This is a genomic window from Leucobacter japonicus, from assembly GCF_001273855.1.
Lineage (GTDB): Bacteria > Actinomycetota > Actinomycetes > Actinomycetales > Microbacteriaceae > Leucobacter > Leucobacter japonicus.
Map to the genome: position 1 here is coordinate 125,123 of NZ_JHBX01000142.1, position 25,890 is coordinate 151,012.

Consider the following 25,890-nt stretch of genomic DNA (forward strand, 5'->3'; position numbering starts at 1 on the left):
CGTGCAGTGATCACCCGATCGACCGACTCGAGGAGGACCCATGACCCTGACAGATGAGACGGCGGAGCGCACGAGTTCTCCGAAGTGGATGTGGGGAGTCACCGGGGCACTCGCGGTTGTAGTGCTCGGGGGAGCCGGCGCCGTCGTCGCGGTCGATGCGCAGGGCAACGATCGCGGAGCGGTGCGAGCGATTGCCGAGTCGTACGTGGCCGCGGTCGAATCAGGTGACGTCGCCCGAGCCGAAGCGCTGTTCGATGGAGGGGAGACGTCGGGCGCAGAGGTCACCCTGTCACCCGAGGTCGTCGGTTCGGCCGCGCTGATTGCATACCCCGAATTGGAGCAATTCCGGGTCGACTTTGACGGCGGTCGTGCAGCGGCGGACGTGCGGTTTGAACTCGATGGCGAACCCTACTCTGACCGGCTCCAGCTGCGTCGCGATGCCGATGGCGTCTGGCAGGTGACCGCAGGTCTGCGGTACGAGGTCGAGCTCGACTCGGCGTCCCGCGGAGCATTGGCGTTTCGAGGCATGGACCGCGCGTTCCCGAATGACACCGAGTCGCTCACGATGTACGCCGGCGTCTACACGTTCGTCTCACATAACAAGTACTTCATCACCGACAACGATGCGGAGTACGTCGCCGCATCGCCGTACGGGTCGATCTACGCGACGGATTGGTTGCGCCCCGGCCCCGGGTACGACGCCGAGGTGCAGCGTCAAGTTGAAACGGTGTTTGCCGAATGCGCGGAGTCAGACACACTCGATGCCCTGCGCAGCTGCGGCATTGAGGGGCCCGAACTCGACGCGAGATTCGCGAGCTCTTCAGAAGTGTCGATCTCCGTTGAGATGGAGCGCGCACCGACCGCCAGAGTCGAACCTGGCAGCACGGGGTGGGCGACTCTTGCAGACCGTGGCAAATTCGCTCTCACCTACACCGGGCGCGATGCATCGGGTCAGCGGGTGACCGATCAGACCACGGCTTCGGCGCAGTACGCCGACCTCGAGATTGCCGCGACCGAAGACGGCCTCAGCGTCGAAGTACTGAACTACTAGGCTGCTCATCATGACCGGCATCGAGCAGCCCGCTGCTGCACCCAGCAATTGGAACGCCCCGAACATCATCACCGGCGCGCGAATCGTCGCGACACCGTTCTTCCTGTGGATGCTGCTTGCCGGAGGAGCCGACGGTCCGTGGCGATGGGCCGCGGCCGTGTTCTTCGTCTTGGCGATCGCCACCGATGCCTGGGACGGCCATCTCGCCCGGTCTCGGGGCCTGATCACGGATCTCGGCAAGCTGCTCGATCCGATCGCCGACAAGTTCTTGACGGGCGCTGCGCTCGTCGGGTTGTCGATCCTGCTCGAACTGCCGTGGTGGGTGACGACGGTCATTCTGGTGCGCGAGATCGGCATCACCATCCACCGTCTGATGGTGGCGCACGATGTCGTGCTGGCCGCAGCCTGGGCCGGGAAGCTGAAGACGGTGGCGCAATCGGTCGCGATCACGCTCGCACTGCTCCCGCTGGCCAGCGTGATGGGGCCCGCCGCGCCAATCGCGGTGTGGGCCAATATCATTACGATGACGATCGCACTTCTCCTCACCATTTACAGCGGCATCGATTACGTGCTCGGCTACCTGCGGGCCCGAAACGCGGCGCGATGACCACATCGCGACTCGGGCAGGAGGTCGTGTCGCGCGCGACCCGTCTCACCGCGCGTATCGCGATCGCGGAATCTCTGACTGGTGGGATGCTGACCGACGCAATCGTTTCGATTCCGGGGGCCTCGCGCGTGCTGAGCGGGGGCATCGTGGCGTACGACACGTCGCTCAAACGATCGTTGCTCGGCGTGGATGCCGAGATCCTGCGCCGACAGGGTCCGGTCGACCGCGAGGTGGCGATCCAAATGGCAGCCGGCGTGCGCGTCGCCTGCGCGACGCCGCGCACGACATCAGCCGCCGCACCCGCCGAGTTCGGCATTGCCACGACAGGCGTCGCCGGGCCGGACCCCGATCCGCAGACCGGGCAGCCTGCAGGTACCGTATGGATAGCTGTCGCCTGGGACGGGGGCGTCGAGTGCGAAGAGCTTGCCTGCTCGGGCGACCGTGCTGCGGTGCGCGAAGCGACCGTCGTGCGAGCCCTGCAACTTCTGCACCGAGTGCTTGAGACCGTCGAGAACGCCGCACCGCACCGTGCCGGCCCCGACTCTCGCTACGCTGGAGGCGAAACGGTCACCGCAGATCGCGGCGACCCCGTTCCGTAAAGGGGAAACGAGAGTGCCGAAAATGAAACGCTGGAACCGCGTGCGCGCGGGGCTCGCGGCGGGCTTTGCGGCGGTACTGCTGCTGGGAACCGCTGCAGCTGCGACGGCGGTCGCGCCGACTCAGGCCGAGGGGAAGACCTTCGTCATCGCGACCGATACGACGTTCGCACCGTTTGAATTCCGAGATCCGTCAACGGGGGATCTCGTCGGTATCGACATGGATCTGATCAATCAGATCGCTGAAGATCAGGGCTTTGACGTCGAGATCCGCTCGCTCGGGTTCCAGGCTGCGCTGTCCGCGCTGCAGTCGGGCCAGGCCGACGGCGTCATCGCCGGCATGTCCATCACCGACGAGCGCAAAGAGATCTTCGACTTCTCCGAGCCGTACTTCGAATCCGGCGTACAGATGGCGGTCGCCGCGAACAACTCGACCATCTCGAGCTACGAAGATCTCGAGGGTGAGACCGTCGTCGCGAAGTCGGGTTCGGAAGGGCTCGCTGAAGCCGAGAAGCTCTCCGGTGAGTACGGATTCACCGTGAAGGCACTGGACCAATCGGCGACGATGTACGAATCGGTCAAGAACCAGTCTGCGGTCGCGGTCTTCGACGATTACCCAGTGCTCGCCTACGGCATCACCCAGGGCAATGGTCTCAAGGTCGTGACCGACAAGATTCCGGGTGGCGAGTACGGCTTCGCCGTATCGAAGGGGAAGAACCCGGAACTGCTCGCCGCGTTTAACGATGGCTTGGCAAAGCTGAAAGCCGACGGCGGCTACGACGACATTCTGAACACGTATCTCGGCGACACCGAGGCGACGTCGAGTGCCGGCGGAAACATCTTTGCCCTCGTGGGGCAGAGCTGGCCGGCGCTCTCGAAGGGCCTCTGGAACACCGTTTCCATCACCGTCGTCTCCTTCGTGATCGCGCTCATTCTCGGTCTCGTCTTCGGGTTCATGAAGATCTCCACCTCACGAATTCTGCGAGGGATTGCGAGCGTGTATGTCGCGGTCTTCCGCGGTACCCCGATTCTCGTCTGGGCATTCCTGTTCTACTTCGGTCTGCCGCAACTCACCGGAGCGCCGGGCAACGTCTTTATGGCAGGCGTTGCGACGCTGGCGTTGAACGCAGGCGCCTATCTGACGGAAATCGTGCGCGGCGGCCTGCAATCGGTCGACCCGGGCCAAATGGAAGCGGCACGGTCGCTGGGGCTCGGCTGGGGGCGTTCGATGCAGCGCGTTGTCATGCCGCAGGCCGTGAAGATGTCGATGCCCTCGATCATCAACCAGCTCGTCATTACGCTGAAAGATTCGTCGCTGCTGCTGACGATCGGATTCGCCGAGCTGCTGTACCAGGCGCAGCAGATCTACGCGGCGAACTTCCGCACCACTGAAATGCTCATCATCGTCGGTGTGATGTACTTCATCGTCATCACCCTGCTGACCTGGCTCGCGAACATCGTTGACAAGAAGGTGAACAAGTGACCGAGAGAATCGTGACCGAAAACCTCGTGACCCACAATGGAACGCCGGCGATCGCCGTCACGGGGCTGCGCAAGTCGTTCGGCAGCAATGAAGTGCTCAAGGGAATCGACTTGACGGTCGAGGTGGGGGAGGTGGTCTCTCTCATCGGCCCGTCGGGATCGGGGAAGTCGACGATCTTGCGATGCCTGAACCGTTTGGAAGAGCCTTCCGGGGGCAGCGTCGTGGTGGGTGGCGTTGAGATCACCCAGGGCAACGTCGATATCAATGCCGTGCGTCAGCACATCGGAATGGTCTTCCAGCACTTCAACTTGTTTCCGAACATGACGGTGCTCGAAAACATCATGCTCGCGCCGGTCGATCTCAAGAAGAAGTCGAAGGCCGATGCCCGTGATGCTGCCCTCGCGCTGCTCGAGCGCGTCGGCCTCGCCGAGAAGGCCGATGCGCGGCCCGCTTCGTTGTCCGGTGGTCAGAAGCAGCGCGTCGCCATCGCTCGCGCGCTGGCGATGGAGCCGAAGATTATGCTCTTCGACGAGGCGACATCGGCGCTCGATCCCGAGATGGTGGGGGAGGTGCTGCAAGTCATCCGTGACCTCGCCGCCTCGGGCATGACGATGGTGCTGGTGACCCACGAGATGGGTTTCGCTCGCGAAGTCTGCGATCGAGTGGTGTTCATGGCAGACGGCGTTGTCGTCGAATCGGGGCAGCCGGAAGCCGTGTTTGGAAACCCGCAACAGCCGAGAACTCAGGAGTTCTTGTCGAAGGTGCTCTAGCACTCGGGCTGTGAATCGGTGATGCACAAGCTGGATCTTCGCTGAACTTGAGTCACCTTGACTCAAGTTCAGCGAGATTTCAGGAATACAACGGTTATGCTCGGAGTTGTTCACAGTACGGCGATCGAAATTCGGTCGGCGCACTCGCAGCGACAATCGTGTCGCTCTGCGGGTATGGTGGAGGCACGACTCGGGTTGTGCACGTAAAGGAGGGTTCACATGGTGCTGATGCGTCAAGAGATCGGCGACGTACTGCGTGACTTCCGGTTGCAGAAGGGCCGCACGCTGCGTCAGGTGGCGGGCGAGGCCAGTGTTGCACTCGGGTACCTCAGCGAGGTCGAGCGCGGTCAGAAAGAGGCGTCCAGTGAGATTCTCGCTGCCGTCGCTGATGCGCTGGACACGCCGCTGTCGGTCATTATGGGCGAAGTGAGCGAGCGACTCGCGGTGGTCGAGGGGCTGTCGCTCCCGATGGTTCACCGGGTGCCCGACACCGTGCCAGCGGAATTGGTCTCGGGCTTCGCGCCCGAATTGGTGTCTTAGTTCGTGCGCATGGATTGCGCCCGGCGCACCGCGCCGGATAGCGCCCGCCCCTATCGGGGCGGGCGCTTCGCTGTGCTCGGGGTTCGTCATGTTCGCGAAAGAGCACGCACGTGCGCATGAGTGAGTTCCGCCGGGCGTGCCGCGCGGAGTTCGGCTCGGAGTATGCGCCGATCCTGCTGCGAGATCACTGGCTCTCGGTACTCGGGGGGACGGCTGATGAGGCGATCGCGCGCGGCGTGTCGCCTCGCGCGGTGTGGGATGCGCTCTGTGTCGATCTGCAAGTTCCTGTAGCGCGCAGGCACGGCCGCGGGCTCCCCGATCCGCGAGACGAGACTGGGCGCGCGCCTTAGGTGCCGTGCAGCCAATCGGGCTGAGCGAATCGTTCACTGATGTCTGCCAGCAGGCGGCCGCTGTGAAGACCGTCGGCTGCGGCGTGGTGTACCTGCAATGCGAGCGGGAGCAATACGCGTTCATCGCGTTCCGCATATCTGCCCAGCGTGAAAATGGGTGCCAGGTGCTGCGTGCTCTTCGGAATGCTCAGTGCAAACGACGTAAACCTCGCCCACGGCAGGCTGGAAATGTCGAAGGTGTTTGGCGGGGTGTCGTGCTGAGGAAACATCTGCGTGGCGCGTGATGCGCGATCGATGAGTTCGCTCGCGCGATCGTGAAACTCAGTGAAGTCGCTGGAGTAGGGCGTCCAAACTGCGCTGAATGTCTCTCGCTCCGGGTTGAGTACGGTGAACATGGGATGTGTGCGCTCCCAGATCGCGGGGGCGCCTGACGTCATCGCAGTCATGCGGAACGGGTCGTGGCGCTGCACAGCATCGGAGATGGCCCAGATCTGAGCGGCGTATGCGCGCTTCCGGTACGCGCGTGTCGCGGCGACGAATTCGGTGACATCGACCTCGACGGTGATGGCGTAGCTGCAGGGAACCCGCGAAAAGTAGTGTTCAAAGGCCTCGCGGCGGGGCCAGTGCTCGACGTCGATCGGTACGGCGGTATCCATGGTTCATTGTCCCAGGGGGTACAGGCGGTCGGGTGCGGCGGACACGCCGTGCACATATTCGAAACTGTGTTCGAATGGTGTTATGTTCGTCCACAGGTGGTTGTGTGCACGTATTCATCCACAGTTCCGTCAAACCGAGCTCGAATGTCGGTGGCGGAATCTAGGGTAATCAGCACACGGCACCCAACGCCTTGTCTGCCCCAATCGGGGCCGAGACAGTATGCAGGCACCACCACCCAGCGGCTCGCCGCGCAGATGAAAAGGAACCCAGCCATGGCAGCACCGAAAGATCGCGAGAAGGCCCTTGAAGCAGCACTCGCCCAGATCGACAAGAACTTCGGCAAGGGCGCGATCATGCGCATGGGCAGCCAGGAACGCGCGCCGGTCGAGGTGATTCCCACGGGCTCGGTCGCACTCGATGTCGCCCTCGGTATCGGAGGCATCCCGCGCGGCCGTATCGTCGAGATCTACGGCCCGGAATCTTCGGGCAAGACCACACTGACGTTGCACGCTATCGCGAACGCGCAGCGAGCTGGAGGCATTGCTGCGTTCGTGGATGCCGAGCATGCGCTCGACCCCGAGTACGCGAAGAAGTTGGGTGTCGATATCGATGCACTGCTCGTGGCGCAGCCCGATACGGGTGAGCAGGCGCTGGAGATCGCAGACATGCTGATCCGGTCGGGGTCGGTCGACCTGGTTGTCATTGACTCGGTTGCAGCGCTCGTGCCGAAGGCCGAGATCGAGGGTGAGATGGGCGACGCACATGTCGGTCTGCAGGCTCGACTCATGTCGCAGGCCCTGCGCAAGATCACCGGCAGCCTCAGCGCGACGAAGACGACCGCGATCTTCATCAACCAGCTCCGTGAGAAGGTCGGGGTGTTCTTCGGCAGCCCCGAGACGACCTCAGGCGGTAAAGCGCTGAAGTTCTACGCGTCGGTGCGACTCGATATCCGCCGTATCCAGACACTCAAAGACGGCACTGACGCGGTCGGCAACCGCACGCGCGTCAAGGTCGTCAAGAACAAGATGGCGCCGCCCTTCAAGCAGGCGGAGTTCGACATTTTGTACGGCATCGGTATCTCGCGTGAAGGTTCGCTGATTGATTACGGTGTCGAGCAGGGCCTCATCAAGAAGAGCGGCGCCTGGTTCACCTATGACGGAGACCAGCTGGGCCAGGGCATGGAGAACGCTCGTCGCTTCCTGATCAATAACCCTGATATCGCGCTCGAGATCGAAGAAAAGATCCTGACGAAGCTGGGCGTGAACGGGCGCAAGGAAGAGACTCCTGCGGAGCCCGCCGCTGCGGCGGATGCAGCTCCCGAACAGCGGGCGAGCGCGTAGCCCATGGCCGTGCGCTTCTTGCCTCCGTCTGACGCGGAGCACCCGCGTCAGACGGAGGACCGAGGTGACCTCGCCGAGGTGATCGAGCTACGCTCACAGCTGCGGCGCCCTGACCGGGTTGCCGCCGCCTCACCGGAAGCGGCAGAGCCGCGCACGGGGGTCGAGCCTACGGTGTCACAGGATCGTGCTGATTCCGAGGCGACGATGGGGACGCGACCGATCGTTCGTGCGGATTTCGGAGGCGTCGCGTCGCTGCTGCAGACCTCGCGTGAGGAGTCGGCGGCCACTGAAACCGCGAGCGTGCCCGACCTCGACGACGAGCCCGAGAAGCCGATGCGTACTGCGCATGAAGACGGCGTGCGCGTGCTCGGCCGGCGAGCGCGCTCCAGCGGGGAGCTCCGCGCGGAGCTCATGCGACTTGAGCACGATGCAGATGAGATCGAAACGGTGATTGATGAATTCACCCGCAGTCTGTATCTCGATGACCTCGGTCTGGCCCGCACGCTCACGGAGAAGCTGCGTGACACGAAAGGAGCGAGTCGCTCCCAGATTCGGGTCAAACTGAGAGCCCGCAAACTCCCCGACGATGCCATCGAAGCAGCTCTCGGTGAGCTCGATGTCGATCAGGAATTCGAGCTGATGCGCGAGACAGCGAAGCAACGAGCGGCGAAACTCGGTGGTCTGGAACACCAGGTCGCCGAACGCCGATTGCTCGGCTTCCTCGCTCGACGAGGCTGGTCGGGTGAGCCCGCGATGCGCGCGGCGCGCGAAGCACTCGAAGGGTCAGGCCGAGCCTCGCGAGGCTCGCGCGGTGGTTCCGGCGTGCGGTTCCACTGACCAGGGCCAGCGTTCAGCGCAGGAGCGTGGCCGCCAGTACGCAGGTGTGCCCGTCGCTCGCGTTGTGTCGCGTCGCCGTGTAGCCGTTTCGCGCGGCGAATTCGGCCGCCGCATCGAACTGCTCGACATGCAGCTCTATCAGCAGAGTCCCCGCTTCCAGCTCACGTGCATCCCCGATCAGTCGGCGCACGTGATCCAACCCATCAACGCCGGCGGTCAACGCGGTGCGCGGCTCGTATTCGGATGCTTCTCGCGGCAACAGGGCGAGCGCGTCGTCCGGTACGTACGGCGGCACCGCCGCAATCACATCGATCCGTTGATCGCATTGCCGAAGCAGCGTCGACAGACCGTCGCTGACGCGCGCCTGCCCACCCGATCCGAGGTTCACCGATGCATGAGCGACGGCGCGTGCATCATGATCGACCGCCCACACTTCGGTGCTCGGACATGCGCGTGCCACCGACGTCGCGATGGGAGCGACGCCGCAATAGGCCTCCACGAAGACAGCCGATACACCAGCGCGTGCCACTCGCTGCACCCGCTCTACGGCGAGCGCCGCCAGAAAGAGCGAACGCTGACGCGGCACGAACACGCCTGGGCCGACCGACAGTCGGAGGCCGCCGAAATCAACCCACCCCACCAAAGGCTCGAGAGGCTCACCCGCGGCCCGGCGTCGCTCCATCGATTCGAGCAGACGCCAGTCACCCGCTGCCCGTTCCAGAAGAATTTCGGCTTCCTGTTCGGCGAAGACGCTACCGGCGGCGCGCAGCCGCGCGGTCACCTGCTCGTGCGACCAATGCTCCACCGCTGCGGCATCAGGGGAACTTGGCATGCGTCGAGTGTACGCGCGCACCAGTGATGATCTCGCGGGTGACGCCCGCGCCCGTCAGGGAAGGCGCCGAGCCCGCGAGTACACTGAATCCCATGAGTTCCGCACTTGCCGACCCCATCGAAATCGCTCCGTCGCCAGCCGCATTGCGCAGCGACGGCACGCGACGGAGCTTCACGGTGCGTACGCTCGGGTGCCAGATGAACGTCCATGATTCCGAGCGCCTCTCGGGCTCATTGGAGGCCGCGGGGTACGTCGAGGCCGAGCGCGCAGACGACGCCGACGTCGTCATCATCAACACCTGCGCCGTGCGTGAAAACGCGGCCAACAAGCTCTACGGTAATCTCGGGTACCTGGCTGGGGTGAAGCGCGAACGCGACGGCATGCAGATCGCCGTGGGTGGGTGTCTGGCTCAAAAAGACCAGGGCACGATCGTGGAAAAAGCGCCCTGGGTTGACGTGGTCTTCGGCACCCACAACATGGGGTCGCTGCCGGCTCTCCTTGAGCGTGCACGCCACAATGCCGAAGCGCAGGTCGAGATTCTCGAGTCGCTCGAGGTCTTCCCGTCGACACTGCCGACGAAGCGCGATTCGGCGTCGAGCGGTTGGGTGTCCATCTCGGTCGGGTGCAACAACACGTGCACGTTCTGCATCGTTCCCTCCTTGCGCGGCAAGGAGAAAGACCGCCGCCCCGGCGACATCCTTGCCGAGGTGCAGGCGCTCGTCGATGACGGCGCGATCGAAGTCACGCTCCTCGGCCAGAACGTCAATACCTACGGCGTCGAGTTTGGCGACCGTGGGGCGTTCGCGAAGCTGCTGCGCGCGATGGGCGATATCGAGGGGTTGGAGCGCGTGCGCTTCACGAGCCCGCACCCCGCGGCGTTCACCGACGACGTGATCGATGCGATGGCCGAGACCCCCAATGTGATGCCAGTGCTGCATATGCCGCTGCAGTCAGGCTCCGACACGATTCTGAAGGCGATGCGGCGCTCCTACCGGTCGAAGAAGTTCTTGGGGATCCTCGACGCCGTGCGAGAGCGCATTCCGCACGCTGCGATCACGACCGACATCATCGTCGGCTTCCCCGGAGAGACCGAGGAAGACTTCGCCGACACGCTCCGTGTGGTTGAGCAGTCGCGATTCGCCAGCGCTTTTACGTTCCAGTACTCGATTCGCCCGGGCACTCCCGCGGCCGAGATGGACGGGCAACTGCCGAAAGCCGTGGTGCAGGAGCGGTACGAGCGGCTGCACGCGCTGCAGGAGCACCTCTCGTTCGAAGAGAATCAGGCGCAGATCGGTCGCACGGTCGAAGTGCTGGTCTCTGCCGGCGAGGGCAAGAAAGACGCGGCGACTCGCCGGCTCTCCGGGCGCAGCGAAGACAACCGCCTGGTGCACTTCGCAGTTCCCGACGGTGCAGACGAACCTCGCCCGGGCGACGTGGTGCGCGTCGAGGTGACATCGGCGGCTCCGCACTTCGTCATTGCGGATTCCGGGCTCCCGACTGAATCCGGCGTCGCAGGCACGTACGCTGTGCGTCGAACGCGCGCGGGCGACGCCTGGGATCGCCGGCAGGCCGAGAGCTGCGGCGTGCCGGCAGCGCCGGCCTCGGGCGACACGGCGCCCCGCGTAGTGAGCCTCGGGCTTCCCGCGATCCGCACGCGATGATCGCGCCGCAAGACGCTGCTTCACCGCGTCTCTGGGCGATCGTCGGGGCAACCGGAACCGGCAAGTCCGCGCTCTCGCTCGACCTCGCTGAACGGCTTGCCGAATCCGGGGTGCGCGCGGAGATCGTCAATGCCGATTCCATGCAGGTGTATCGCGGAATGGATATCGGCACAGCGAAACTGCCACCCGGTGAGCGCCGGGGGATCCCGCATCATCTGTTCGACGCGCTCGAACCCCGAGACGAGGCGACGGTCGCCTGGTATCAGCCCCGGGCCCGCAGCGTGATCGAGGAGATTCATGCGCGCGGTGCCGACGCGGTACTGGTCGGCGGATCGGGGCTGTACGTCTCAAGCGTGCTCTTCGACTTCCAGTTTCCGCCCCGCGATGACGCGTTGCGCGCCGCACTGGAGGCCGAACTGGCCGAAGACGGCGTGCAGGTGCTGGTCGAACGGTTGCGCGCGCATGACGCGGCGGTAGCCGATGCGGTCGACATACGAAACCCGCGTCGGGTCGTGCGGGCGCTTGAGGTCGCGCTGCTCGGCGGAGATGCGCAGGTCACGCTGCCTGCGGAGCCGAAACTCTGGCACGATGTCGCGCCCGGTGCGACCCGCATCGTCGGGGTGCGCGCCGAACGAGCGAATCTCGTCGAGCGGCTCGACCGACGCGTCGAGCAGATGTGGACCGATGGCATTGTCGACGAGGTGCGCGGCTTGCTGCCACACGGGATCGCCGAGGGGCCGACTGCCTCGCGCGCGATCGGCTACGCGCAGGCGCTGGCGCAGCTCGAAGGCCGCCAGACGCAGGGCGACGCCATCACCGAGACGCAGGTGCTGACCCGGCGCTATGCGCGCCGCCAGGTGAGCTGGTTCAAACGCTACCCCGCGGTCGAATGGGTGGAAGCGGGGGAGCTTCCGCGATCCCGCACTGCCTCGGCCCCCGCACACCCGCCGAGATCGGCACCTGACAGCGAGGAGTGACGCATGACGAACCTTCCCCAAGCGACCGTGAGCGCAACCCCGAAGATCCGAGCCTGCGCAGACGACGATCGCGCCGCCGTGATCGGGCTGTGGGAGGCGGCCGGGCTCACCCGTCCGTGGAACGACCCGCACGCTGATTTCGCCCGCAAACGACTCGTGCAGCCGGAACTCTTCTTGGTTGCGGTCGACGGCGGAACGATCACCGGAACGGTCATGGCCGGCTATGACGGGCACCGCGGGTGGTTGTACTACCTCGCAACCGATCCGGCACGTCGCGGCGCCGGGATCGGGTCGTCGCTCGTGCGCGAGGCCGAGCGTCGCCTCGTCGAGATGGGATGCCCGAAAGTGCAGCTCATGGTGCGTCCCGACAACTCCGGCGTGATCAGTTTCTATGAGGGCCTGGGCTACGGCGAGGGCGAAGTGCTGCTGCTCGGCAAGCGCACGATCGAGGACGCACCACCCGCGTAAACTGGACGGCATGGCGACGCTCGCATTCACCAAGGGACACGGCACCGGCAACGACTTCGTGCTCTTCACCGACCCCGATGGCGAACGGGCGTTGACCCCCGAGCAGATCCGCTTTCTGTGCGATCGCCGGTTCGGTATCGGTGCTGATGGCGTGATTCGCGCCGTGCGCTCGCGGGCCCTGCACGAGGGGGCCGCGATCCTGGCGGAAGAGCCCGATGCCGAGTGGTTCATGGATTACTGGAACGCCGACGGCACGCCGGCCGAGATGTGCGGCAACGGCGTGCGGGTCTACGCGCACTACCTCATTTCGGAGGGGCTCGTAGCGCCCGAGCGCCGCGACACCCTCCCGATCGGCACGCGCGCGGGCGTGAAAGACGTACTGGCCGGAGTCTCGGGGTACACGGTCGACCTGGGGCGCTGGCGGCTCGCAGGTGAGCGCCTGGTCGCCGCGCAGGGACTCGACGTGGCGCGACCTGGGCTCGGTATCGATCTCGGCAATCCGCATGTCGTGACGGCGCTGGCGGATCCCGCGGAGCTCGAGGGACTCGACCTCGCGCGGGTGCCCGCGCTCGACCCGGTGCCCGTCGACGGTGCGAACGTCGAGTTCGTGGTGCCCGAAGAACCGCTGATCCAAGACGGGGTTGCGCGCATTCGCATGCGCGTGCACGAGCGCGGCGTCGGCGAGACGCTGTCGTGCGGCACCGGCACCGCGGCGGCTGCACTCGCGTTCCGTCACTGGGGTGGCGAGGGCATGCCCAACCACTGGCGCGTCGACGTTCCGGGCGGCCGGTTGGCCGTGCGGATGTTTCCGACGGAGGAGGGCGAGCACGTGTCGCTCAACGGGCCGGCAGAGCTCGTTTACTCAGGCGAGATCGAACTGCCCGACGCCTGACGCGCGTTCAGCGCTCGATGCGGATGATGTGGAAGCCCTTGTCGCGGGCCGCCCGCTCCACCTCGAGTTCGGTGAACTCCTCGGCGATCCAGCGCTGCAGCGAATCCGCTCCGAGATGCTTCGCAACCACGAGGTGAGCGAAGCCGCCCTCGTCCAAGCGCGGCAGCCAGGTGCGCAGAATGTCGTGCAGGGCCTCCTTGCCTACACGGATGGGCGGGTTCGACCGAATCTCACCGAAGCGCAGATCGGCCGGCACCTCATCGGGTGCGGCAACATGCACATTCGTGAGCCCGAGACGAGTGGCGTTGCGGCGGGTGAGCTCGCGCGAGCGCTCGTTCACATCGATCGCCCACACGACGCGCTCAGGCGATTCGAGTGCGGCGTCGAGCGCGATCGGGCCCCAGCCGCAGCCGACGTCGAGCACCGGTGCTGCCCCCGCGCGGCCGAGGGCTTCGGCCGCGGGCAGCTCGCGGAGCAGAATCGCCGTGCCTCGATCGAGTTGCTCGGGGCTGAAGACGCCGCCGGCGGTGAGTACGGTGCGGGTCGCACCCGCGAGTTCGACCTCGATCTCACGGGGTCGGAAATCGCCATCGGGTGCTGCGGAGAAGTAGTGCTGCGTCACGTGACCAGTATTCCAGCCCGAAGCCAGATGCGCCGACGGCGAACGCGCGACGCGCCCGGGCGCACGCCGCGTACACTTGAGGTCAGATGACGAAACGTAGTGCAGAAGATGCAGGCCTCGCAGTCGAGGACACTCCCGTGAACGGCGAGCGCGAAACCACCCCCACCGACTCGGTCGATCCGCTCGACCGGGTGCTGGCGCGTGCCCGCGCGACGGGCTCCGCCACCGTGATCCGCGATCTGACGAGCGGCGCGCAGGCGCTCGGCGATGCCGCGCACGACGAGCTCGGAGCGAATCTCGACGCGATTCGCATGGAGCGCGAAGATCGCGCCTCCCTGAAACGCGTCGTCGGGCTCTCGACCGAGCTCGAAGATGTCACCGAGGTCGAGTATCGCCAGCTGCGGCTCGAGAACGTCGTGCTTATCGGCGTCTACTCCCAGCGCACGACCGATGACGCAGAGAATTCGCTGCGCGAGCTCTCGGCGCTCGCCGAGACCGCGGGCGCCCGAGTGCTCGACGGACTGCTGCAGCGCCGTGCGAACCCCGATCCGGCGACGTATCTCGGCAAAGGCAAGGCCCAGGAGCTGGCAGAACTCGTCGCGGCCGTCGGAGCCGATACGGTCATTGCCGACACGGAGTTGGCCCCCAGCCAGCGCCGCGCGCTCGAAGACGTGGTGAAGGTGAAGGTGATCGACCGCACCGCGGTGATTCTCGACATTTTTAGCCAGCACGCGAAGAGCCGCGAGGGGAAGGCGCAGGTCGAACTCGCTCAGCTGCAGTATCTGCTGCCGCGACTGCGCGGGTGGGGTGAGTCGATGTCTCGCCAGGCCGGCGGCCAGGTCGGGTCGGCAGGCGCGGGCATGGGCTCGCGCGGGCCGGGCGAGACCAAGATGGAGCTCGACCGACGCAAGATTCACACGCGTATGTCGAAGCTGCGCAAGCAGATCGCCGGGTTCGCCCCCGCGCGCGAGGCGAAGCGCGCGAACCGCAAGCGCGGCGAAGTACCGTCGGTTGCCATCGCCGGGTACACGAACGCGGGCAAGTCGAGCCTGTTGAACCGATTGACCGGCACCCAGGAGCTGGTGCAGAACCAGCTGTTCGCGACACTCGATACGGCGATTCGCCACGCCGAGACCGCGGATGGCCGTACCTTCACTTACGCCGACACAGTCGGGTTCGTGCGCAACCTGCCGCATCAGCTCGTCGAGGCCTTCCGATCGACGTTCGAAGAGGTGGGCGACGCCTCGGTGATCCTGCACATCGTCGACGGATCGCACCCCGACCCCGAAGCACAGCTGCGCACCGTGCGCGACGTCATCTCCGAGGTCGACGCGCAAGACATTCCCGAGCTCGTCGCCTTCAACAAAGCCGATCTGCTCGATGATTCGCAGCGGTTGGTGCTGCACGGCCTCGTGCCCGATGCCGTGTTCGTGTCGGCGCGCACGGGTGAGGGAATCGAGGAGCTGCAGCGGCGCATCGATGCGGCTCTGCCGGTTCCGGATCGCGAGGTCACGGTCATCGTGCCCTACGACCGCGGAGATCTCGTCGCCGAACTGCACGAGCGCAACCGCGTGCTTGAGACGGAGTACGTGGAAGCGGGTACCCAGGTGCGCGCGTACATCACGGCTGAGACGGCGTCGAAGATCGAACCGTATCTGATCTAGGAGCGTGTGCTCCGGGCGCCGACTGCAGCGCGGCGCCCGGAATACACGTTTCGCCGTTGTCTCGACGCGTTCCCGTGTGGCAGCGTTACACCGAGCCGACGGCCGAAGCGCCGATCGCCTGCGGGTAGGAGGCGGGGGCGCGCTCGGTCAGGTGTCGCAGTGCCTCGGGCACTGGCCGACCTTGGGCCTGCATCGTCTGCGCCCAGAGCCGACCGGCGCGATACGACGAACGCACGAGTGGCCCGGCGAGTACCCCGTCGAATCCGAGCGACTCCGCTTCTTGCTGCAGCTCGACGAATTCTTCTGGCCGCACCCATCGGTCGATCGGGTGGTGCAGCGACGATGGACGTAAGTACTGCGTCAGCGTGATGATGTCGCACCCGGCGTCGCGCAACTCGACCATGGTGTCGGTGATCTCGGCGCGGGTCTCGCCCATGCCGAGAATGAGGTTGGATTTCGTTACCATGCCGGCATCGCGGGCGAGCGTGATGACGCCGAGTGAGCGCTCGTAGCGGAACCCCGGTCGGATGCTGCGGAAGATACGCGGAACGGTTTCGAGGTTGTGCGCGAACACCTGTGGAGCGGCCTCGAAGACCTGTGCCAGATCTTCGGGCCGTCCGCCCAGGTCGTCGGCGAGCACCTCGACGCCGGAGCCCGGATTGAGTTCGTGAATCTGCCGGATCGTCTCGGCGTACAGCCACGCTCCGGTATCGGGCAGGTCATCGCGCGTCACGCCCGTGATCGTCGCGTACTTCAATCCCATGGTGCGCACCGACTCGGCGACGCGGCGCGGCTCGTCGCGGTCGAGCGGCAGCGGTTTGCCGCTCGTGATCATGCAGAAGTCGCACCGACGCGTACAGATTGACCCGCCGATGAGGAAGGTCGCCTCGCGATCTTCCCAGCACTCGAACACGTTCGGGCACCCCGCCTCTTGGCAGACGGTGTGGAGCTTCTCGCTGGCGACGAGGTTGCGCACCTCTTGATACTCGGGGCCCAGCCGTGCGCGCGTCTTGATCCACTCGGGCTTCTTCTCGATGGGCGTCTCGGCATTGCGTGCCTCGATGCGCAACAGCTTGCGGCCCTCGGGCTCCGGGCGCACGCCGGTCGAGGGGAGGCGCCGCACGCTCATGCGACGAGCTCCGCGATTGCCTCGATCACGAGTGGGTGCAGGATCGGGGCGACTTCGGCCGGCCGCACCGTGCGCCCGGCGAGCGCGCTGATGGTGGTCACTCCGGCATCGCGAATGCCGCACGGTACGAACTGCGTGAACGGGGCGAGATCGTTGCTGCAGTTGATGGCGAGGCCGTGCGTGATGACTCCGGCCCGCGCATGCAGGCCGATTTGGGCAACCTTCGCCGGGGGATCGGCCGGTGCCGTCGCGTCGCACCACACACCGGAACGCCCCTTCACGCGGTACCCGTCAACGCCGAGCGCGTCGAGTGTGGCGATAATGGCGGTCTCGAGCGAGCGTACGAGGTCGACCACGCCGGCTCCCGGCCGCAGCCGTACGATCGGGTACGCAACGAGCTGCCCCGGTCCGTGCCAGGTGACCCGGCCGCCGCGGTCGACTGGAACGACGGGCGTACCGTCGGTGGGGTACTCGTCGCGGTCAGCGCGTCTGCCCGCCGTGTAGACCGCGGAGTGCTCGAGAAGCAGGAGCGTGCCGGAGTCGGCGCCGCGGGTCACGCGTTCCGCCGCTGCGGCCTGCAGGCGGAGCCCGTCAGCGTACTCCACAAAGTCTGGCGCGAGGCCGATGACGTCCACGCGGGGTGGTGTACCGAAACGGGCGACGGCGCGCGGCGATGCGGAGGGGGTCGGAGGTGCTGCAGCGATGCTGGACATGCGAACAGATTAGATACACTCGGTACAACAAATCAAATCGCGCGAGAAAAGGCGCGCACATCGATGAAGTGACGTGCGCGCCTCGGGTCGTGGGGCGCAGGGGTTGCTTGCGTTGCTATACCGAGCGGAAGACCGCCACCACGCGACCGAGTACTTCGGCGTGGTCGCCGAGAATCGGCTCGAACGCGCTATTGCGCGGGAGGAGCCACGTGTGACCGTCGCGGCGACGGAATACCTTGACCGTGGCCTCGCCGTCGAGCATCGCGGCGACAATGTCGCCATTCTCCGCTTCGCGCTGCTGGCGAATGACGACGAAGTCACCGTCGCAGATCGCGGCATCGATCATCGAATCGCCGACGACGCGGAGCATGAAGAGCTGGCCGTCTCCGACGAGTTGCCGGGGGAGCGGAACGATCTCTTCGACTTGCTGGTCGGCGGTGATGGGAACGCCCGCTGCAATCTGGCCGACGAGCGGCACGTATGCGGCTTCCTCGACCTGCTGGGTCGGGGCGTCTGCGACTGCGTTCGACGTCGAAGCGAGTTCGACGAGGATCTCGAGGGCCCGAGGGCGATTCGGGTCTCGCCTGATATAGCCGCCCAGCTCGAGGCGGCTGAGCTGATGGGTCACGCTGGAGAGTGAGGAGAGGCCGACCGCATCCCCGATCTCGCGCATGCTCGGCGGGTAGCCGCGGCTCTCGACGGAGCGCGCGATGCACTCAAGAATCGCCTGCTGCTTTTCGCTCAGGGGCTTCGTGGAACGGGGCACGGCGGTGTCGCTCATTGCGGTCCTTTCTCGAGCCCAGGGGGCTGTCTGGCGGCGGCGATCCATGAATGTCGGTGGTGCCTGATTCAGTGATCCCGTTGACGAAACCATAGCCGCGACATTCGAACACGGGCAAACACGTGTTCGAGTGTCGGAGAAAAAGATCGAAACATATCTTCGAACTCGGGCTTGAAGTTTCGATTCATCGAATATATATTCGAAACAGATGTTCGCACGGATGCACGTTCGTGGCGATCACAACCGAAGGGACACCATCATGAGCGCAATCGCGACCCTGACTCACGAGGCAATGCCGGCGCCGCGCGCGGCAACGGCGACGATTCGACTGACACGTCGTGGCCGTATGGTGTTCGGCGCGCTCGCGACAGTGCTGGTTGCCGGAGTGCTCGCCCTGGTGGCAGCCTTCGCGGCACCGGAAGCGATGGCAACGGCGCAGGGCTCCGATGGTCAGCAGTTCGAATATGTGGTGGTGCAGCCGGGGAGCTCACTCTGGTCGCTGGCGACGGAGCTCGACCCCTCCGCCGACCCCCGAGACCTGGTCTCGGAGATCGTGCAGCTCAACCAGCTCGACGGGTCGTCGGTGCAGGCAGGCGAGGCGATCGCTGTGCCGCTGCGATACTCAGAGAACCCGTTGGTCGTGTCGGGCGACGAACTCGGAGCATGAGGTTCTCTCGCCTCTAGACTGGTTCGGTGACCAGTCTGAGCGACCTTCCTCTCCGTGACAACCTCGTCGGCAAAGAGCCATACGGGGCTCCGCAAGATGCGGTTCCCGTCAGCCTGAACGTGAACGAGAACACGCATCCGATTCCGGAGCACGTCGCCATTGACATCGTGCAGTCGCTTGCACACGCGGTGACTGGCGTGAATCGATACCCCGATCGTGAATTCACCGAATTGCGTGAGGCGTTGGCCGGGTATCTCGGGCACGGTCTCACTCCGGAGCAGCTCTGGGCGGCGAACGGGTCGAACGAGGTGTTGCAGCAGATACTGCAGGCCTTCGGGGGGCCTGGTCGTAGTCTCCTCAGCTTTACGCCGACCTACTCCATGTACCCGTTGCTCGCCTCGGGCACCGACACCGCGTGGATTCCGGTTGAACGCCCCGCCGACTACGCACTGACGCCCGAGCTGGTGGTCGCTGCGCTGCGCGAACACCAGCCCGATATCGCAATTCTCTGCGGCCCGAACAACCCCACCGGCACTCCGCTCGATCGCGCCGTCATCGAAGCGGCGTACGACGCGTTCGACGGCATGCTCATCGTCGATGAGGCCTACCACGAGTTCGATGCCCAGCACGAGAGTGCTGTCACGCTGCTCCCCGGGCGTCATCGGCTGATGGTGTCTCGCACGATGAGTAAGGCATTCGCCTTTGCAGGGGTGCGCCTCGGCTATCTTGCGGCCGCTCCCGCGGTCGTCGACGCGCTGCGGCTCGTACGTCTGCCGTATCACCTTTCCGCGCTGACGCAGGCGGCTGCCACGGCAGCGATTCGTCACGCCGATGCCATGCTAGCCACTGTCGCCGACATCCGATCGCAGCGCGATCGGCTCGCCGAGGCGCTGGTGCAGCTCGGCTACCGCGTGCACGATTCGGGTGCCAATTTCCTCTTGGTCGGCGGGTTCGCCGACCCCGAAGCGACCTTTGCCGCGCTGCGCGAGCAGGGCATCCTGATTCGCAACCTGAGTATTCCGGGGCACCTCCGCATCACGGCCGGTACCGAGGCCGAGACGAGCACGGTGATCGCCGCGATCACTGCGCTCGGCGCCGGCGGAGCCCGCTCCTGAGCGAGCTCCCGCAGCCGGATAGACTGAGCACCATGACCGCAGCACCGCGCACCGCCTCGCTCGAGCGTTCCACGAGCGAGTCGCAGATCAGCCTGAGCCTCAACCTCGATGGGTCGGGGGACTCCGACATCGATACCGGAGTTCCGTTCTTCGATCACATGCTGACGGCGTTTGCGCGCCACTCGCTGACCGATCTCACGATCCGTGCGACGGGCGATGTACACATCGACGTGCACCACACGGTTGAAGACACGGGCATTCTGCTCGGGCAGGCGATCCTCGCCGCGCTCGGCGACAAGTCCGGCATATCACGGTACGGCGATGCGCTCGTGCCGCTCGACGAGGCGCTCGCCCAGGCGGTCGTCGATATCTCGGGTCGGCCGTACCTCGTCCACTCGGGTGAGCCCGCAGGGTTCGAATTCCACCTGATCGGCGGGCACTTCACCGGGTCCATGGTGAGGCACTTCTTCGAGGCGCTCACCCTCAATGCGCGTCTCACAGTCCACCTCCGTGTGATCGAGGGGCGCGACCCGCACCACATCGCCGAAGCGGAGTTCAAGGCTCTGGCGCGCGCATTCCGCGTCGCCAAGGCGCTCGACCCCTTGGTCAGCGGAGTTCCCTCCACCAAGGGTGCTCTGTGAGCGCAGGTGCTGGAGCCGGCAAGACGGTCGTCGTACTCGACTACGGTTCGGGCAACGTGCACTCTGCGGTGAAGGCACTCGTGCGCGCTGGTGCTTCAGTCGAACTCACGCGTGACCCCGCAGCGGTGATGGAAGCCGACGGCCTGCTGGTTCCCGGAGTCGGTGCGTTCGACGCGGTGATGCAACAGCTCAGCGCCGTTCGCGGCGACGAGCTGATCGACCGTCGTCTGGCTGGTGGCCGGCCGGTGCTCGGCATCTGCGTGGGCGAACAGGTGATGTTCGAGCGCGGCATCGAACGCGGTGTCGAGACTGAGGGCCTCGGCCAGTGGCCGGGCACCGTCCGTGAACTTGAGGCAGCGGTGCTGCCGCACATGGGCTGGAACACGGTGTCGGTGCCCGAGGGGTCGCGGCTCTTCGCCGGAATCGAGCAGGAGCGCTTCTATTTCGTGCACAGCAACGCGGCGACCGAATGGACGCTGGAGGGGCGTACGGAGGCGACCCGGCCGCTGGTGACCTGGGCCGAGCACGGGGAGCGCTTCGTCGCCGCGGTGGAGAACGGTCCGCTTGCTGCGACACAGTTTCACCCTGAGAAGTCTGGCGAAGCGGGCATCCGTCTGCTCCGCAACTGGATCAACACGTTGTAATCTGCACCCGCGCGTTTGTGCGCGGAACCGGCGCGTTGCGCGCGGAACCGACTCAAGGAGAATTCCACATCATGACCGAACTGGCCGAGGGCCCGAAGCTCCAACTGCTGCCCGCCATCGACATGGTCGACGGCAAAGCCGTGCGTCTCACGCAGGGCGAGGCCGGCACCGAGACCAACTACGGCAGCCCGGTCGACGCGGCGCTCGACTGGATCGATCAGGGCGCTGAGTGGATCCATCTCGTCGATCTTGACGCGGCATTCGGTCGGGGCAGCAACGTCGCGGTCGCGCGCAAGATCATCAAGCGCGCCGGGTCCGTGAAGATCGAGTTCTCCGGGGGCATTCGCGACGACGCCTCTCTCGAGGCAGCACTCGACATGGGTGCGACGCGGGTCAATCTCGGTACCGCCGCGCTCGAAAACCCCGAATGGACTCAGGCTGTCATTGCGCGTTTCGGGGAGCAGATCGCCGTGGGCCTCGATGTGCGCGGTGAGACACTCGCCGCCCGGGGGTGGACGCAGGAGGGCGGCAACCTCTGGGACGTGCTGGAGCGCCTCGAATCCGTGAATTGCGCGCGCTATGTCGTCACCGATGTTACGAAGGACGGCACGCTGCAGGGTCCGAACGTCGATCTCCTCGCAAAGGTCTGCGCGCGCACCGATCGTCCGGTCGTCGCTTCGGGAGGCGTCTCGAGCCTCGACGATCTCGCCGCACTGCGCCAGCTCGTTCCTGCTGGGCTCGAGGGTGCGATTGTCGGCAAGGCGCTCTACGATGGGGCCTTCACGTTGCCCGCAGCGCTCGACGTCGCCGGCCGCTGAGCCTGCTCGACTGACCGAGCACCGCCAGCTCGAGGCATCCTGAGCGGAACTCCGCGCAGGTGAACGGAGGATCCGATGGCCATCAAGAAACTCCCATCGACGGGTGACGCGCCGCGAGCAACCGGTGTCCCCGAAAGTCTGGTCGCGGGGGGAAACGGCGATTCAGCGGGGTTTCCCTGGGAAGGGCGCACCTTCGATCACCACGACACCGCGTTCGCGGGTGACGACGGGAGCACCCCGGAGGGGGTGACCTCGCTCATCGAGGCGGTGCGGCGGTCGGCGGCGAGTGCCGCTTCCGCAGCGACGGCGGGCGACTACTGGGACGCCGTTCGCGACGTCGCGGATGCGCACGCCGACGCGATCGCCGGTCTCGGCACCGAACGGTTCCTCGTACCGATGCTCGCGGAAGCCGGTGCGCTCGGCGAGACGCCTGATGGGCGCACGGTCGAAAAGTCCCAGGAACTCTCGATCGTCACGGTCGCGGCCCCCGACGGCCGTCGGGTGCTCCCCATCTTCAGCTCAGTCGAGACGCTCACGCACTGGAACCCGGAGGCTCGGCCGATTCCCGTGCCCGGTGCGCAAGCGGCGCTCGCGGCGGCGCAAGACGGCACCGCGATGATCATCATCGATGCCGGAACCCCGGAGCGCGAGTACGGAGTTCGGCGTACGGCGCTGCAAGCGCTCGCACTGGGGGAGCGCGTGCTTCCCGCGTGGGCGGACGCCGAGGTGCAGGAGGCATTCCGTGAGATCGGTCTGGCCGATCCGCGCATCGATCTGGTCTGGCTGGCTCCCGATGACCTGGAGGGCCGCCTGCTCACACCCGAAGTATCGGTGCTCGTCCGTCTGAAGCCCGGCGCGGAAACGGAGCTCGCGGATGTGCTCGAGCAGGTGCAAGCGAGAATCGCGGCGTCCGAGATCGTGGCGGATCGCGTGGACTCCTTGTCTCTGCGCCCGCTGCACGCGGCGTAGACGCGCTCACCCGAAGTTGACGAGAAGGATGTAAGCGGCGGTGCCTGCCGCGATGCTGACGAGTGCGCGGCGGCGGCTGATCAGATGCACGATGACCGTGATCGCGGTCGCGACGAGCACTGCCCACCAGCGCTCGGGCGCGGCGACGATCTGATCACGGAGTACGACCACCGCCAGGATGAGCAGAATGCCGGCGGGCATCCATGTGCCGAGTCGTGCGATGAATCGTGAGCGGCGCAGCGGCTGGACCACGGCGAAGGGCAGTGCGCGCAGCGCAAGCGTGATGACCCCGGCGGTTGCGATCGCGACGATGAGGAAGACGGTGTCAGGCATCGTGCCCCTTTGGTGGCTCCGTATGCGCCGCTGCGGTATCGCGCTCCCTGATGCGTTGCCACAGGAAGCGCCCGGTCAGGAGCGCCGTGAAGAGGAGGAGTGCGACGAGCAGGGCGTAGTCGGGGGCGGCCAGGAGCGCTGCGGCGACTGAGAGTCCGGCGAACAGCACGGTCGGGATCTCGCGTGTTCCGCGTACGGCGTCGAGCGTCATGACGACGAACAGTGCGACGAGCGCGAACTCGAAGCCCTCGATCGGAGCGGGCAGCAGGCCTGCCGCAGCGACGCCGAGCAACCCACCCGCCACCCAGTAGGCCTGCATGGCCAACTGTCCGGTCACGATGCGCGCGGAGGTCACTCCCGCGTCATCGCGGAGTACGTACGTGGCGTAGGCCTCGTCGATCATCGCGTAGATCGCGTAGGCCCGAGCGGGGCCTCGGTTGACGCGGTCGATGGGAAACGAGAGTGCGTAGAAGACGTGCCGGAAGTTCACGGCGAACACCGTGACCGCGATCGTCACGAGCGGCGCTGCGGTGGCGAGCATCGACACCAGCAGGAGCTCGACGGAGCCCGCGAACACGCCGATGGACAGCGCCGGGGCCACCCACCAGGGGAGGCCGGCCTGAATGACCAGCACGCCGAGTGCGAACCCGAGCGGAGCAATGCCGATGCCGACCCCGAGAGAGTCGCCGATCCCCGCGGCGATCTGGGACCGTCGCGAGCCGGCAGGCTCCGCCACTGCGCGTGACGCGGAGTCTCGCACGGAGCTCGAGTTAGTTGACGGGGCCGGTGTACTTCTCGCCGGGCCCCTTGCCCGGCTCGTCAGGAATTGCGGACGCCTCGCGGAAGGCGAGCTGCACCGAACGCAGCCCGTCGCGAAGCGGGCGGGCGTGCGAGTCGCTGATCTCGGGCGCACCCGCCGTGATCAGACCGGCGAGGGCGTTGATGAGCTTGCGGGCCTCATCGAGATCGGTCTGGGTCTCGGGGTCATCGGCCAGGCCGCACTTCACGGCGGCGGCGCTCAGCAGGTTGACGGCCGCGGCGGTGATGACCTCGACCGCAGGTACCTCGGCGATGTCGCGCGTCGCCTGGGAGAGGTCGTCGCGCTCATGCTCAGCGCCGGGAGCGGTCTCGTGCGGGTGATCGGCGGCGTGCTCGCTCATCGTGTCCTGTTCTTTCGCGCGGTAGGTGTGCTACCATAGGTTCGGTTCTCGGCGTTTTGCCGGGATACGGAAGAGGAGATTCTCCCACCCGGCACCGCTTTAAGGTTACCGGGTAGTTGACACCCCGCCGGTCATCCGGCAGCTCGACAAAGGGTGTAGGGCAGCGCGTGCGCGGCCCTGATCTCAATTTCCGTGGCTCCGCATCGGAGCGTCCACCCATTGAGATCAGAGGAGCCGGCGATCAGCGATCCCCGTACGAATGACAAAATCCGCGTCCCCGAGGTGCGACTGGTAGGACCCAGTGGCGAGCAGGTCGGCGTCGTGCCGATTGAGACTGCGCTGCGCCTGGCGGCGGATGCCGATCTCGATCTCGTCGAGGTTGCCCCCGGCTCGAAGCCTCCGGTCGCCAAGATCATGGACTTCGGCAAGTACAAGTACGAAGCTGCTCAGAAGCAGAAGGAAGCCCGTCGCAACCAGGCGAACACGGTGCTGAAGGAAGTTCGCTTCCGCCTGAAGATCGATACGCACGACTACGAGACCAAGACCAAGCGCGCTGTCGGCTTCCTGTCGCAGGGTGACAAGGTCAAGGCCATGATTCTGTTCCGCGGTCGCGAGCAGTCGCGTCCGGAGATGGGTGTGCGCCTGCTGCAGCAGTTCGCAGAAGATATTGCGGAATTCGGCACTGTCGAATCCAACCCCCGGATCGATGGCCGCAACATGGTCATGGTCGTCGCGCCGGTCAAGAACAAGTCCGAGGCCAAGGCGGAGCAGAACGCCCGCCGCGCCGAGGAGAAGGCCACTCGCCGGGCTGACAAGTCCACTGGAACGGTTCCGGCCGGCGAATGAACTGCGGGGCGCTGCTCGCGCAGCGCCCACCCGCAATCCGCGGCCGTGAGGCTCGCACACAACAAGGAGAAATCGATGCCCAAGCAGAAGACCCACTCGGGGGCCAAGAAGCGCTTCAAGCTCACCGGTTCCGGCAAGCTGATGAAGCAGCAGGCCGGCATGCGCCACAACCTCGAGGTCAAGTCCTCGAAGCGCAAGCGCCGCCTGAACGCCGAGCAGGTGCTCGCCAAGGGCGACGCCAAGCAGGCAATGAAGCTCCTCGGCCACTGAGCCGACGCGAGCGCACAGCTTTCATCTAAGAATTTTTGTAAGGAAGAACTGAAATGGCTAGAGTCAAGCGGGCGGTCAATGCCCACAAGAAGCGTCGCGTCATCCTGGAGCGCGCCGAGGGCTACCGCGGTCAGCGTTCGCGCCTGTACCGCAAGGCAAAAGAGCAGGTTATCCACTCGCTCGTCTACTCGTACAACGACCGTCGCAAGAAGAAGGGCGACTTCCGTCGTCTCTGGATCCAGCGCATCAACGCGGGTGCCCGTGCGAACGGCCTGACCTACAACCGCTTCATCCAGGGCCTGAGCCTGGCCGGCGTCGAGGTCGATCGCCGCATGCTCTCCGAGCTGGCCACCAACGAGCCCGCAGCATTCGCCGCGCTCGTCGAGGTCGCGAAGAACGCGCTGCCCGCGGACACCTCGGCTCCGAAGGCTGCGTAATCGTCGCATCCTGAGTCGGC

32 protein-coding genes are annotated in these 25,890 nt (G+C 65.7%); 23 read left to right on the top strand and 9 right to left on the bottom strand.

The genetic code is table 11. The features are described from left to right. Positions 1-40 precede the first annotated feature (40 nt). The 7 genes from AMS67_RS14790 to AMS67_RS14820 all read left to right on the top strand — a co-directional run bounded on the left by AMS67_RS14790 (position 41) and on the right by AMS67_RS14820 (position 5,397). Entirely contained in the window at positions 41-1,051 is a 1,011-nt protein-coding gene (locus tag AMS67_RS14790) for a Cif family virulence factor (RefSeq protein ID WP_053388055.1), read from the top strand. A 10-nt stretch (positions 1,052-1,061) separates the two neighbouring features. After that, a complete protein-coding gene (gene pgsA, locus AMS67_RS14795; protein WP_053353432.1) occupies positions 1,062-1,658 on the top strand; it encodes a CDP-diacylglycerol--glycerol-3-phosphate 3-phosphatidyltransferase in 597 nt (198 codons plus the stop codon). Next, complete coding sequence (locus AMS67_RS14800) at positions 1,655-2,257, top strand: CinA family protein (RefSeq protein ID WP_075201430.1); 603 nt, start codon at positions 1,655-1,657, stop codon at positions 2,255-2,257. Before pgsA ends, AMS67_RS14800 begins: the two co-directional genes overlap by 4 nt. Positions 2,258-2,279: 22 nt before the next feature. Further along, on the top strand, positions 2,280-3,737 hold the full coding sequence (locus AMS67_RS14805; RefSeq protein WP_053353431.1) for an amino acid ABC transporter substrate-binding protein/permease: 1,458 nt from the start codon (positions 2,280-2,282) through the stop codon (positions 3,735-3,737). Continuing rightward, positions 3,734-4,507 carry an amino acid ABC transporter ATP-binding protein gene (locus AMS67_RS14810; protein WP_053353430.1) on the top strand — a complete coding sequence of 258 codons (774 nt, stop codon included), beginning with the start codon at positions 3,734-3,736 and terminating at the stop codon, positions 4,505-4,507. The genes AMS67_RS14805 and AMS67_RS14810 overlap by 4 nt, the downstream gene beginning before the upstream one ends. Positions 4,508-4,726: 219 nt before the next feature. Next, a complete protein-coding gene (locus tag AMS67_RS14815; RefSeq protein ID WP_053353429.1) occupies positions 4,727-5,047 on the top strand; it encodes a helix-turn-helix domain-containing protein in 321 nt (106 codons plus the stop codon). A 116-nt stretch (positions 5,048-5,163) separates the two neighbouring features. Next, on the top strand, positions 5,164-5,397 hold the full coding sequence (locus AMS67_RS14820) for a DUF3046 domain-containing protein (protein WP_206541776.1): 234 nt from the start codon (positions 5,164-5,166) through the stop codon (positions 5,395-5,397). Here AMS67_RS14820 and AMS67_RS14825 read toward each other — a convergent pair. Next, positions 5,394-6,053, bottom strand: a complete 660-nt coding sequence (locus tag AMS67_RS14825) for a CatA-like O-acetyltransferase (RefSeq protein ID WP_053388057.1) — start codon at positions 6,051-6,053, stop codon at positions 5,394-5,396. The genes AMS67_RS14820 and AMS67_RS14825 overlap by 4 nt on opposite strands. 273 nt (positions 6,054-6,326) lie before the next feature. On the opposite strand from AMS67_RS14825, the gene recA reads away from it, so the two are divergent. Together recA and AMS67_RS14835 are read left to right on the top strand one after the other, a co-directional pair. Beyond that, on the top strand, positions 6,327-7,394 hold the full coding sequence (recA, locus tag AMS67_RS14830; protein ID WP_053388058.1) for a recombinase RecA: 1,068 nt from the start codon (positions 6,327-6,329) through the stop codon (positions 7,392-7,394). Between the two features lie 9 nt (positions 7,395-7,403). After that, entirely contained in the window at positions 7,404-8,231 is an 828-nt protein-coding gene (locus tag AMS67_RS14835) for a regulatory protein RecX (protein ID WP_162230865.1), read from the top strand. A gap of 13 nt (positions 8,232-8,244) precedes the next feature. On the opposite strand, the gene AMS67_RS14840 is transcribed toward AMS67_RS14835, so the two are convergent. Next, entirely contained in the window at positions 8,245-9,012 is a 768-nt protein-coding gene (locus AMS67_RS14840) for a N5-glutamine methyltransferase family protein (RefSeq protein ID WP_206541777.1), read from the bottom strand. Between the two features lie 143 nt (positions 9,013-9,155). Here AMS67_RS14840 and miaB point away from each other — a divergent pair, with 143 nt between their 5' ends. Genes miaB through dapF form a run of 4 tightly spaced genes read left to right on the top strand, consistent with a single transcriptional unit; the run spans position 9,156 to position 13,061 of the window. Then, positions 9,156-10,724: a tRNA (N6-isopentenyl adenosine(37)-C2)-methylthiotransferase MiaB gene (gene miaB, locus AMS67_RS14845; protein ID WP_053388061.1), complete on the top strand. Its 1,569-nt coding sequence runs from the start codon at positions 9,156-9,158 to the stop codon at positions 10,722-10,724. Then, positions 10,721-11,701 (top strand): tRNA (adenosine(37)-N6)-dimethylallyltransferase MiaA, encoded by a 981-nt coding sequence (gene miaA, locus AMS67_RS14850; protein ID WP_053388062.1) that lies wholly within the window; start codon positions 10,721-10,723, stop codon positions 11,699-11,701. The genes miaB and miaA overlap by 4 nt, the downstream gene beginning before the upstream one ends. Positions 11,702-11,704: 3 nt before the next feature. Then, entirely contained in the window at positions 11,705-12,169 is a 465-nt protein-coding gene (locus AMS67_RS14855; RefSeq protein ID WP_082305548.1) for a GNAT family acetyltransferase, read from the top strand. A 10-nt stretch (positions 12,170-12,179) separates the two neighbouring features. Beyond that, a complete protein-coding gene (dapF, locus tag AMS67_RS14860) occupies positions 12,180-13,061 on the top strand; it encodes a diaminopimelate epimerase (protein WP_053388063.1) in 882 nt (293 codons plus the stop codon). 7 nt (positions 13,062-13,068) lie between these two features. Here the strand turns inward: dapF and AMS67_RS14865 are convergent, their stop codons facing one another. After that, on the bottom strand, positions 13,069-13,683 hold the full coding sequence (locus AMS67_RS14865; protein ID WP_053388064.1) for a class I SAM-dependent methyltransferase: 615 nt from the start codon (positions 13,681-13,683) through the stop codon (positions 13,069-13,071). An 86-nt stretch (positions 13,684-13,769) separates the two neighbouring features. Between AMS67_RS14865 and hflX the strand changes: the two genes are divergently transcribed. After that, positions 13,770-15,347 carry a GTPase HflX gene (gene hflX, locus AMS67_RS14870; RefSeq protein WP_053388065.1) on the top strand — a complete coding sequence of 526 codons (1,578 nt, stop codon included), beginning with the start codon at positions 13,770-13,772 and terminating at the stop codon, positions 15,345-15,347. 85 nt (positions 15,348-15,432) lie between these two features. On the opposite strand, the gene lipA is transcribed toward hflX, so the two are convergent. The 3 genes from lipA to lexA form a co-directional block, all read right to left on the bottom strand. After that, positions 15,433-16,446 carry a lipoyl synthase gene (gene lipA, locus AMS67_RS14875; protein WP_156316713.1) on the bottom strand — a complete coding sequence of 338 codons (1,014 nt, stop codon included), beginning with the start codon at positions 16,444-16,446 and terminating at the stop codon, positions 15,433-15,435. A 26-nt stretch (positions 16,447-16,472) separates the two neighbouring features. After that, positions 16,473-17,189 (bottom strand): lipoyl(octanoyl) transferase LipB, encoded by a 717-nt coding sequence (lipB, locus tag AMS67_RS14880; protein ID WP_082305549.1) that lies wholly within the window; start codon positions 17,187-17,189, stop codon positions 16,473-16,475. A 115-nt stretch (positions 17,190-17,304) separates the two neighbouring features. Beyond that, positions 17,305-17,970: a transcriptional repressor LexA gene (gene lexA / locus AMS67_RS14885; protein ID WP_053353416.1), complete on the bottom strand. Its 666-nt coding sequence runs from the start codon at positions 17,968-17,970 to the stop codon at positions 17,305-17,307. A 259-nt stretch (positions 17,971-18,229) separates the two neighbouring features. On the opposite strand from lexA, the gene AMS67_RS14890 reads away from it, so the two are divergent. The 6 genes from AMS67_RS14890 (at position 18,230) to AMS67_RS14915 (ending at position 22,824) form a co-directional block, all read left to right on the top strand. Further along, complete coding sequence (locus AMS67_RS14890; protein ID WP_053388328.1) at positions 18,230-18,637, top strand: LysM peptidoglycan-binding domain-containing protein; 408 nt, start codon at positions 18,230-18,232, stop codon at positions 18,635-18,637. A gap of 26 nt (positions 18,638-18,663) precedes the next feature. After that, positions 18,664-19,752: a histidinol-phosphate transaminase gene (locus tag AMS67_RS14895; RefSeq protein ID WP_053388066.1), complete on the top strand. Its 1,089-nt coding sequence runs from the start codon at positions 18,664-18,666 to the stop codon at positions 19,750-19,752. A 32-nt stretch (positions 19,753-19,784) separates the two neighbouring features. Continuing rightward, positions 19,785-20,393, top strand: coding sequence for an imidazoleglycerol-phosphate dehydratase HisB (hisB, locus tag AMS67_RS14900; protein ID WP_053388067.1), 609 nt, complete (start codon positions 19,785-19,787; stop codon positions 20,391-20,393). Continuing rightward, positions 20,390-21,037, top strand: coding sequence for an imidazole glycerol phosphate synthase subunit HisH (hisH, locus tag AMS67_RS14905; protein WP_053388068.1), 648 nt, complete (start codon positions 20,390-20,392; stop codon positions 21,035-21,037). The genes hisB and hisH overlap by 4 nt, the downstream gene beginning before the upstream one ends. Before the next feature lie 71 nt (positions 21,038-21,108). Then, the gene (gene priA, locus AMS67_RS14910; protein WP_053353411.1) at positions 21,109-21,855 is read left to right on the top strand and encodes a bifunctional 1-(5-phosphoribosyl)-5-((5-phosphoribosylamino)methylideneamino)imidazole-4-carboxamide isomerase/phosphoribosylanthranilate isomerase PriA; all 747 of its coding nucleotides are present in this window, start codon (positions 21,109-21,111) and stop codon (positions 21,853-21,855) included. Positions 21,856-21,930: 75 nt separating this feature from the next. Then, positions 21,931-22,824 (top strand): SseB family protein, encoded by an 894-nt coding sequence (locus AMS67_RS14915; RefSeq protein WP_053388069.1) that lies wholly within the window; start codon positions 21,931-21,933, stop codon positions 22,822-22,824. A gap of 6 nt (positions 22,825-22,830) precedes the next feature. Here the strand turns inward: AMS67_RS14915 and AMS67_RS14920 are convergent, their stop codons facing one another. From AMS67_RS14920 to AMS67_RS14930, 3 genes are read right to left on the bottom strand one after another with little or no spacing between them, the layout of a single operon-like run. Next, positions 22,831-23,157, bottom strand: coding sequence for a branched-chain amino acid transporter permease (locus AMS67_RS14920; protein WP_053388070.1), 327 nt, complete (start codon positions 23,155-23,157; stop codon positions 22,831-22,833). Next, on the bottom strand, positions 23,150-23,893 hold the full coding sequence (locus AMS67_RS14925) for an AzlC family ABC transporter permease (protein WP_241488104.1): 744 nt from the start codon (positions 23,891-23,893) through the stop codon (positions 23,150-23,152). Before AMS67_RS14925 ends, AMS67_RS14920 begins: the two co-directional genes overlap by 8 nt. A 34-nt stretch (positions 23,894-23,927) precedes the next feature. After that, positions 23,928-24,317, bottom strand: a complete 390-nt coding sequence (locus AMS67_RS14930) for a DUF1844 domain-containing protein (protein ID WP_053388072.1) — start codon at positions 24,315-24,317, stop codon at positions 23,928-23,930. Between the two features lie 219 nt (positions 24,318-24,536). On the opposite strand from AMS67_RS14930, the gene infC reads away from it, so the two are divergent. The 3 genes from infC to rplT all read left to right on the top strand — a co-directional run bounded on the left by infC (position 24,537) and on the right by rplT (position 25,870). Next, positions 24,537-25,163, top strand: a complete 627-nt coding sequence (gene infC / locus AMS67_RS14935; RefSeq protein ID WP_241488105.1) for a translation initiation factor IF-3 — start codon at positions 24,537-24,539, stop codon at positions 25,161-25,163. A 75-nt stretch (positions 25,164-25,238) separates the two neighbouring features. Next, on the top strand, positions 25,239-25,433 hold the full coding sequence (gene rpmI / locus AMS67_RS14940) for a 50S ribosomal protein L35 (RefSeq protein WP_024356294.1): 195 nt from the start codon (positions 25,239-25,241) through the stop codon (positions 25,431-25,433). A gap of 53 nt (positions 25,434-25,486) precedes the next feature. Further along, a complete protein-coding gene (gene rplT, locus AMS67_RS14945) occupies positions 25,487-25,870 on the top strand; it encodes a 50S ribosomal protein L20 (RefSeq protein ID WP_053388073.1) in 384 nt (127 codons plus the stop codon). Positions 25,871-25,890: the final 20 nt, after the last annotated feature.

Bases quoted from the DNA above. Each gene is read 5' to 3' on its own strand.
- rpmI (WP_024356294.1), top strand. From the start codon at position 25,239: ATGCCCAAGCAGAAGACCCACTCGGGGGCCAAGAAGCGCTTCAAGCTC.
- AMS67_RS14805 (WP_053353431.1), top strand. From the start codon at position 2,280: ATGAAACGCTGGAACCGCGTGCGCGCGGGGCTCGCGGCGGGCTTTGCG.
- AMS67_RS14890 (WP_053388328.1), top strand. From the start codon at position 18,230: ATGAGCGCAATCGCGACCCTGACTCACGAGGCAATGCCGGCGCCGCGC.
- rplT (WP_053388073.1), top strand. From the start codon at position 25,487: ATGGCTAGAGTCAAGCGGGCGGTCAATGCCCACAAGAAGCGTCGCGTC.
- hflX (WP_053388065.1), top strand. From the start codon at position 13,770: ATGACGAAACGTAGTGCAGAAGATGCAGGCCTCGCAGTCGAGGACACT.
- miaA (WP_053388062.1), top strand. From the start codon at position 10,721: ATGATCGCGCCGCAAGACGCTGCTTCACCGCGTCTCTGGGCGATCGTC.
- hisB (WP_053388067.1), top strand. From the start codon at position 19,785: ATGACCGCAGCACCGCGCACCGCCTCGCTCGAGCGTTCCACGAGCGAG.
- recA (WP_053388058.1), top strand. From the start codon at position 6,327: ATGGCAGCACCGAAAGATCGCGAGAAGGCCCTTGAAGCAGCACTCGCC.
- priA (WP_053353411.1), top strand. From the start codon at position 21,109: ATGACCGAACTGGCCGAGGGCCCGAAGCTCCAACTGCTGCCCGCCATC.
- lexA (WP_053353416.1), bottom strand. From the start codon at position 17,970: ATGAGCGACACCGCCGTGCCCCGTTCCACGAAGCCCCTGAGCGAAAAG.
- AMS67_RS14800 (WP_075201430.1), top strand. From the start codon at position 1,655: ATGACCACATCGCGACTCGGGCAGGAGGTCGTGTCGCGCGCGACCCGT.
- AMS67_RS14820 (WP_206541776.1), top strand. From the start codon at position 5,164: ATGAGTGAGTTCCGCCGGGCGTGCCGCGCGGAGTTCGGCTCGGAGTAT.
- pgsA (WP_053353432.1), top strand. From the start codon at position 1,062: ATGACCGGCATCGAGCAGCCCGCTGCTGCACCCAGCAATTGGAACGCC.
- AMS67_RS14790 (WP_053388055.1), top strand. From the start codon at position 41: ATGACCCTGACAGATGAGACGGCGGAGCGCACGAGTTCTCCGAAGTGG.
- miaB (WP_053388061.1), top strand. From the start codon at position 9,156: ATGAGTTCCGCACTTGCCGACCCCATCGAAATCGCTCCGTCGCCAGCC.
- AMS67_RS14930 (WP_053388072.1), bottom strand. From the start codon at position 24,317: ATGAGCGAGCACGCCGCCGATCACCCGCACGAGACCGCTCCCGGCGCT.
- AMS67_RS14920 (WP_053388070.1), bottom strand. From the start codon at position 23,157: ATGCCTGACACCGTCTTCCTCATCGTCGCGATCGCAACCGCCGGGGTC.
- AMS67_RS14815 (WP_053353429.1), top strand. From the start codon at position 4,727: ATGGTGCTGATGCGTCAAGAGATCGGCGACGTACTGCGTGACTTCCGG.
- AMS67_RS14855 (WP_082305548.1), top strand. From the start codon at position 11,705: ATGACGAACCTTCCCCAAGCGACCGTGAGCGCAACCCCGAAGATCCGA.
- AMS67_RS14825 (WP_053388057.1), bottom strand. From the start codon at position 6,053: ATGGATACCGCCGTACCGATCGACGTCGAGCACTGGCCCCGCCGCGAG.
- dapF (WP_053388063.1), top strand. From the start codon at position 12,180: ATGGCGACGCTCGCATTCACCAAGGGACACGGCACCGGCAACGACTTC.
- lipB (WP_082305549.1), bottom strand. From the start codon at position 17,189: ATGTCCAGCATCGCTGCAGCACCTCCGACCCCCTCCGCATCGCCGCGC.
- AMS67_RS14915 (WP_053388069.1), top strand. From the start codon at position 21,931: ATGGCCATCAAGAAACTCCCATCGACGGGTGACGCGCCGCGAGCAACC.